This window comes from Kaarinaea lacus (genome assembly GCF_975902315.1).
Map to the genome: position 1 here is coordinate 1 of NZ_CDLKIE010000352.1, position 7,895 is coordinate 7,895.

8 protein-coding genes are annotated in these 7,895 nt (G+C 44.4%); 2 read left to right on the top strand and 6 right to left on the bottom strand.

What is annotated here, in order from left to right; genetic code table 11:
* Positions 1-637, top strand: a 637-nt coding sequence (locus ACWVCM_RS11385) for a hypothetical protein (protein WP_455201876.1), incomplete at its 5' end; no start/stop codon positions are given.
* On the top strand, positions 634-1,797 hold the full coding sequence (gene dinB, locus ACWVCM_RS11390) for a DNA polymerase IV (RefSeq protein WP_455201877.1): 1,164 nt from the start codon (positions 634-636) through the stop codon (positions 1,795-1,797). The genes ACWVCM_RS11385 and dinB, both read left to right, overlap by 4 nt.
* Before the next feature lie 24 nt (positions 1,798-1,821).
* Here the strand turns inward: dinB and ACWVCM_RS11395 are convergent, their stop codons facing one another.
* The 6 genes from ACWVCM_RS11395 to pepN are packed head-to-tail and all read right to left on the bottom strand — an operon-like array spanning position 1,822 to position 7,719.
* Complete coding sequence (locus ACWVCM_RS11395; protein ID WP_455201878.1) at positions 1,822-2,187, bottom strand: DUF6164 family protein; 366 nt, start codon at positions 2,185-2,187, stop codon at positions 1,822-1,824.
* Between the two features lie 26 nt (positions 2,188-2,213).
* Positions 2,214-3,137, bottom strand: a complete 924-nt coding sequence (gene rssA / locus ACWVCM_RS11400) for a patatin-like phospholipase RssA (RefSeq protein WP_455201879.1) — start codon at positions 3,135-3,137, stop codon at positions 2,214-2,216.
* Positions 3,138-3,184: 47 nt separating this feature from the next.
* Entirely contained in the window at positions 3,185-4,387 is a 1,203-nt protein-coding gene (fliB, locus tag ACWVCM_RS11405; protein WP_455201880.1) for a flagellin lysine-N-methylase, read from the bottom strand.
* Positions 4,388-4,434: 47 nt separating this feature from the next.
* Positions 4,435-4,623: a CPXCG motif-containing cysteine-rich protein gene (locus ACWVCM_RS11410; protein ID WP_455201881.1), complete on the bottom strand. Its 189-nt coding sequence runs from the start codon at positions 4,621-4,623 to the stop codon at positions 4,435-4,437.
* A gap of 1 nt (position 4,624) precedes the next feature.
* The gene (locus ACWVCM_RS11415; RefSeq protein ID WP_455201882.1) at positions 4,625-5,026 is read right to left on the bottom strand and encodes a hypothetical protein; all 402 of its coding nucleotides are present in this window, start codon (positions 5,024-5,026) and stop codon (positions 4,625-4,627) included.
* A 38-nt stretch (positions 5,027-5,064) separates the two neighbouring features.
* Positions 5,065-7,719 (bottom strand): aminopeptidase N, encoded by a 2,655-nt coding sequence (gene pepN / locus ACWVCM_RS11420; protein WP_455201883.1) that lies wholly within the window; start codon positions 7,717-7,719, stop codon positions 5,065-5,067.
* Positions 7,720-7,895: the final 176 nt, after the last annotated feature.

The following is a 7,895-nucleotide window of genomic DNA, read 5'->3' on the forward strand; positions in this document are numbered from 1 at the left end:
GGAGAATAAGGAAAGGAAAAGTCACCTGAACCGACCCGATTGCATTAACGGCGATCAGGGCTTCTGGATAGCCAAAGAATATTTTGGGCAACTGGGCGGTTACGATGAATCACTACCCTATATGGAAGACGCGAGACTGGCATCAAAAATCTTTCAAACCGGACATTGGATAACGCTACCCGGTGAAGTTGAAACATCAACTCGACGCTTTGAAGCGGAAGGGTTTGCCAAACGCCAGATACTTAATTCGTTTTTATGTAATTTCAACGCTATGGGGGTTAATGAGTTCTTTCAGTCTGCACAGGAAGTTTACAAATCACAAAACGAAACCAGGAAGCTACAACTGCGGCCCTTCTTAAAACTTGCCCACCGGCAAATGAATGGCCAAGGATTACGTATTGCCATTAAGCGGTGGTACCTTACAGGCGCATACATTGCTGACAATGCCTGGCAATTGGCTTTCGCACTGGATTGCCGACGCAATCGGAAAAGAGGCTTGCCCCCGGGGGCCAATGATGCTTCACTACTGGCGTTTTATGATCATTATATTTCACGCGCTACCCGGTGGACTGTCATCAGAGCACTCACTGGCATATTCACGATTATCTGGTTCTACAGCCTGTTTCTAACACAATGATAATTCACGCAGACATGGACGCATTCTATGCCTCCGTTGAACTATTAGACAAACCTGAACTGCAGGACAAACCCGTAGCTGTGGGCGGTCCTTCCCGTACCCGCGGCGTCATATCGGCAGCCAATTATATTGCGCGACAATTCGGCATCCATAGCGCACTACCCTGTGCAATCGCTACCAGGCGCTGCCCCGATCTTGTATTGCTAAAACCCAGAATATCCGTATATGCAGAGTATTCTAAAAAAATAAAGGAAATTTTTTATCACTACACACCGCTGATTGAACCGCTTGCACTGGATGAGGCTTTTCTGGATGCCACTGGCAGTGAAAAACTATTTGGCAGCACCGAAATCATAGCCAGAAGAATCAAGCAAGACATAAAAGATGAGCTGGGATTGACTGTATCAATAGGTATTGCGCCGAACAAATTTATTGCAAAAATCGCTTCGGATATCCAAAAACCAGATGGCTTTGTAATAGTAGGAGAAAATGAAACCCAGAGCTTCCTTGATCCTCTGCCAATAACACGTATCTGGGGTATTGGAAAAGTATCGTCTGCAAAACTCAATGAACTGGGCATCTTCAAAATCAGTGACCTGCGACAATACTCACAAGCGAAACTTCAAGAATGGTTTGGCAAGCATGGCATCCATTTGTGGCAATTAGCCCATGGTATCGACAACCGCCAGGTAGTAACAGATAGCCAGGCGAAATCCATATCCCATGAAGCGACATTTGACATAAACCTGGAAAGTATCGAAATAATACAATCGCAACTCCTGCATTTGACTGAACAGGTTGCAGCACGCCTAAGGCATTCACAATTAAAAGGACGTACGGTGACTATCAAAGTACGTTACGCCGACTTTAAAACTATAACCCGCTCCCATTCAGTCGCTTCACCGACGAACAGCACCCGTCAAATTTGGAAAGTAGTAAAAGAAACACTACTACCAAAGGCAGATATTCACCGGCAAGGTATTCGCCTGCTTGGCGTGGGCGTCAGTCACTTCAAGGACGAGCGAAGCAGCGTAAGCGAACAAATGGACATGTTTCAGGAACAGAATAAAAAAGACACATACATTGACAAGCTGACCGATGACATTAATCAGAAATTTGGTGCGGAAGCCCTGATACGTGGTACGACAGTAAAAAAGTAGACTCTAAAAAGCAGAGAACGATGCTTATTTACCAATAACCAAAAACGGTTTCAAGGAAAAATAAAGAATAAATAAAATAGCAGCCACATAAAAAATCAGTTGCAGAGGTTTTTCCCTGACAACATCCAGAAACGTGCGCTGTTTGCCTTCACGCTGTAGCGCCTCGTACTCTTCCCTGGCTTTTATGGCCCGTTGTTTCTGGTACACATCAATAAGTTCCTTTGCCTCATCGAGCTGATCTTCAGTACGGAGCCAGAAGGCTCCCGCTGAAATACCCCAGTTCCCCGTTTCTGTTTCATAGTAATCTATGTGATGCTCATCCAGTAACTCGCGCAGTTCTTGGGCTTCGTCATCGGGAACATAGCGTAGTGAAAACAATCGAACGGGCATGATTAATAACCGGAAATTAAAAATTATTACAGACTAAAGGCGTACCTGATTTCCGGTAGCATTCGTTCAACGCATTGTTCCCCCTCTTTAATCGCTTCGCTAGCTTTGTGAAACTCCAGCAGTCCGATTCTTGATAACTTGGGCGACAATAATACATCCGGCGGATCACCTGCCATACGGCTACGGGTAATACGGTCCTGGGTAATGTTAATAGAACTGGCAATCGCATCAAATAAACCGGGAGTTTTTTCTTCAGTGCTTTTTTCGGGAAAAATTGCTTCAGAATATTCCTTGATGCTCTTAACAAAGCGTTCAGCTATATTAGTGCCGTCCTCTATGTCTTTGTCTGATTTTTGAGGCATATGCCTGCCTAGAATGTCTCCATTGAGATTTACCGCAATCACCTGGTCCGCACCCAGTGCGCGACAGATGGATACTGGCACAGGGTTTACCAGACCGCCATCAACTAACCATCTACCGTCATTTTGTATGGGAGGAAACAAACCAGGCAACGACATCGAGGCCCAAACGGCCTGTAGCACCGAGCCTTTTGTAAACCACACCTCCCTGCCGTTTTCCAGGTCTGTCGATACCGCAGCAAATGTTTTGTCGAGCGCTTCAATGCCAAGCTCTTCATCACAAACATTTTTACTCAAGAAATCTTCCAGCCGTTCTGCATCAACAAATCCATTTAATGACCAGTTAAGTTCAAAAAATCTGGCCACTTCCATTTTTGACAGTTTATGCACCCAGTTCTCAAGCCTGTCGAGATTCCCCGCACAATAGGAAGCACCTACCAACGCACCGATGGAACAACCACAGATAATGTCAGGCTCAATACCAACTTTCGATAATGCTTTAATAACACCAATGTGACTCCAGCCACGTGAAGAACCACTTCCCAGAGCAAGTCCAGTTCGTCCCCGGCTATTAATGATGCTATTGGTCATAATTATTACTTTTTAAAGTTTAATTTCCAATTTATCCGCAACAGATGCTAGAACATATCCAGAAAACAAATACAGTAACGTTCAATCTGTTGCATATGACCATCCTCCTCCAGTCGTTCAGAAACAGTACTGCTGTGTGAATACTTACGATTTACTTCAACAATCAGTTCCTGCAGAAAATCATCATTGAGCGATCCCTTCTCGCGAAGCTGCATCCACATTAACATTTGCAACAAACACAACCCAGCCATACACTCAACAAGTGCCACAATGATTGATTTTGCGCTAGACGCCTGCAAAAAACCTTTAGCACTTAAGTACAGCTTCACATAAACTTGCAGTAATTTTCCGTATTGCGCCCGCAGCTCAGGTCGAGTCAGGCTGACATATTCCCCAATAACCTGGTAAATTTTACTGTAGTCTTCATAAGAATCACCGCTTTCAACAATTGTCTTTGTAAGAGGCGAAGACTCGGATTCCATAAACACTGGATTAATATCGCGCGATCGACAAAGCGAAAATATGACCTTCCAGAATGATCCTGCAGTTACCGGGTCAGGCTTCAACCTCCCCTGTTTGGCGGCAAGATTAATGTCATATAGATTACTCTTTGTTTGCTTTATTAGTTGATCGATCTGGCTACTTCCGATCGGCGCCTGGTTCGCTCGGTTGAACATATCACCGAACACATCCGCAATATAAAATACCCTCACCCCCAGGGGAAACTTTTCAAAATGCAGGACGCTGCTAACAAAATTATCCAGATGATAATTTAATGGCGCATTATTTTCAGAAATTGTTCCAGGCGAATCATCTTTCATCTGTGACTTCACATATAGTTCATCTTCAACGCCGTCAAATAGAGCCAATCGTACTATCTCCGGACATGACAACGATGCAGTTTTATACATGCGATTAAACAAACTGATATTTACCCGCGGGTATTCCCGACAGACGGAGGGCAGATAAGAATGCCCATAGCGCAGTTGCACTTCACATAGTTTGTCACTATTCAGGAAATAGCAACTTGCATCTTCTTTAATTTTTAATTGCGTCTCACCCTCAGCTTTTATTTCAGAAATAGAATCCAGTAACCATTTCCGATCCGACGCGCTATGCACCTCACGCCATTTCTCAGCCGTTGATGAGTCAACGGCAAAATACCAGCTCGCCTCACAACAGCTCCTGGGGCAACTGGATCCAGTACATTCAAATGTTTCCAATGCTTTTAAAGTATGTATCTCTTTCATTCTGATAAGCTTTGCTGAGTAAACTGAAATTTCACCAGGAAATTCTACTAGTCATCATCTCGGCGAACATCAATTGCCAGTAGCTCTCCATTGTAGTCAATATCAATTGAGAACTGAATTGGTCGACAACAAACATAGCAGTCTTCGATATAATTTTGCTGTCCCACTGACAGGTCTACACTGGCATTAAAAGACTCACCGCAATAGGGACAGCTTACGGAGTATACTTCTAGCATATCAAGTCAATGAATCCGAGGAAAGAATATGTTGTTTCAGCGCTTCTTCCTGAACAGGGTATGGAAGAGGATCAAAGTTGACGAACATTGCCTGTAATTTCTCCAGCTGATGCTGGTATTCTTTTTCGTAAAACACAATCACTCTAATTGTTTTCGAATGAGTTTGCTGCAGGCGTTCAACCGTCGCCAATAATGATTCAAGAGTACTGGTTCGATCTCTAAAATCTGACTGATAATTAAACTCTGCGACAATCACATCGGGCTTTTCCTTGCGCACGATAGCCATCGCTTTGCGCATAGCGTGCGCCATAGTGACTTGATAACCACATGACTCATACAGTGCTGTAAAATTGGGGTATCCACCCAGCTCAACAATCGCGAGCAACTTTTTATCGTTAGCCACTATTAATCACGCACTTTATCGCCTGGTATCCACTGCATCTATCCAAGACTCTTGGATGCAATCTCATAAACGTCCTTGGAAAGCCCGGGTTCGGCAACAATTTTATCCAGTTGCTTTTTCATCAGTTGCTGGCGCTGATCATCATACTTGCGCCACAGGGTAAAAACAGTTGCTAGTCGTGCCGCGATCTGCGGATTGAGCTTATCGATTTCCAGCAACTTATCGGTAAAAAATTCATACCCATCACCGCTCAGGTCATGAAACTGGGACGGATTGCCGTGGCCAAATGCACCAATTAGTGCTCGTATTTTATTGGGATTTTTTAGCGTGAAAGCTTCGTGTGATGTCAGCGCTTTAACACGGCTTAGCGTGCCCGGTAAACGTGAAGTTGCCTGGATACCCAGCCACTTATCAACTACTAACAAATCATTTTTCCATTGCCGATAAAATTCATCCAGGGCCTGCTCCCTCTGGATGCAATCATTATTAACCAGGGATACCAGTGCCGCCATCACATCCGTCATATTGTTACTTTGTTTAAATTGCGAGTAGCATAAGTCATGAATGTTACTGTCATCCGTTTCCATCAGAAAACCCAGACAGGTATTTTTTAACGCGCGTTTTTTGACATGCTCCTGCTCAATACTGTAATCACCCTGAATAATGTTTTCCTCATAAACCTCAAGAAACAGATCTTTAAGCTTATTCGCCAAACTTTTGCGTATAAATCGACAGGCCTGATGAATAGCAAGTGGATCAATGGGAGAAATGAATTCGCTAATATAACTTTCTGACGGCAAACTGACCGCTTGCGATGCCAAAGCTTTATCGATTGCTTTGTCTTTCAGTGTAGCCCGATACGCGTCAATAAATTGCTCGGGTAATTGTAGTCCACGATCTTGCTGGATATCTTCAACCAGCTGTTTGACAAGCTTTACTGCCAATTGCTGCCCGGCGTCCCAGCGATTAAAATCATCGCTATCATTTGCCATCAAAAAATAGCGTTCGTCATCGCTTAAGCCCAGATCAACTTTGATGGGCGCCGAAAAGCCGCGCAATAAAGAAGGCACGGGCTCGCTATCGACATTAGTAAATACAAACGACTGTTCCGGTTGCTTGACATGGAGAACCGCCGTTCCAAGAATCACTTCTTCTTCACCCTTCAATTGCAGCGGTATGTCGTTGCCGTTTTTGTCCAGCAATCCCACCGCTAATGGTATATGAAATGGCTCTTTGCTTTCCTGGCCGGGTGTAGCCGGGCAGGATTGTTTGATGTTTAAGGTATAAGTTTTCTCAGCCGCGTTGAAATTGCGGGTTACGTGCAACTCTGGCGTACCTGCCTGGCTATACCAACGACGAAACTGTGTCAGGTCCACCTCATTAGCATCTTCCAGCGCCTTGACGAAATCATCACAGGTAACTGCCTGACCATCGTGGCGTGAAAAATACAAATCCGTACCTTTACGGAATTTGTCCGCGCCTACAAGATGATGAAGCATACGCACCACTTCAGCACCCTTGTTATAAACCGTTACAGTGTAGAAATTATTTATTTCTACATAGGAATCAGGCCTGACTGGATGCGCCATGGGACTGGCATCTTCGCGAAACTGGTGTGCACGCAGGATATTCACATCACTGATTCGCTTTACACCACGCGATGTCATATCAGCGCTGAATTCCTGATCGCGAAATACGGTAAATCCCTCCTTAAGACTCAATTGAAACCAGTCACGACAGGTCACGCGATTGCCAGACCAGTTGTGAAAATACTCATGACCAATCACACCTTCGATACCGTCGTAGTCACTGTCGGTAGCAGTGTCAGGTTTAGCCAACACATATTTTGAGTTAAAAACATTAAGCCCCTTGTTTTCCATGGCACCCATATTGAAATCATCAACCGCAACAATCATGTAAATATCCAGATCATATTCACGGCCATAGACTTCCTCATCCCATTTCATGGCCTTTTTCAGGGAACGCATTGCGTGATCACACTTATCAATGTTGTGGGATTGCACATATATATGTAGTGTCACCTCACGACCTGATTGAGTCGTAAAAGAATCCTCGATCTTTTCCAGATCACCTGCGACCAGGGCAAAAAGATAGGTAGGTTTTGGAAACGGATCTTCCCACCTGGCATAATGCTTTGCCGAATCTGATTCATCATCACCCTGCGCTACCAGGTTACCGTTTGAGAGCAGCACGGGAAATTTGGATTTATCCGCAACAATGGTCGTTGTGTATTTCGCCATAATATCGGGGCGATCATACATGTACGTAATGCGACGAAAACCTTGAGCTTCACACTGGGTGCAAAAGTTACCGCTGGAAATATACAATCCATTTAGCGATGTATTCGCCTCGGGATTGATTTCTGTTTCCATCAGCAGTTCAAAGGCATCGGGCACATCGGGAATAATGAGTTGCTCTTCGCTGACCTGAAATTCTGAATCAGCAAGCGTGTGATTGTTAATTGCCACGGACTTTAATACCAGATCTTCCCCGTGCAACACTAACGGTTGAGACGCACTTACGCCCTCGCGCCTTTTGACACCGAGCTTTGACTTCACCCGGGTTGCCGTTTCATGCAAGTCAAAATTTAGATCGACCGTCTCGATGAGATAATCTGTGGGTTTGTATTCAGAGAGATAAATCGTACGCGGAGCTTGTGGGTCTTTAGCCATGCATCGGGTCCCGTTATATGTCCATTAATAGCTGGAAGTCCAGAGATTCTAATATTCCAGACATTTTAGCCTACAGTGTAGTTCAATCCAGCAGTCGTTTTGCGCTAGAATACCACACCACTGTCGTTACAAATATGAGTATCACATAAATATAACCGATTAGAGAAAACCATGAC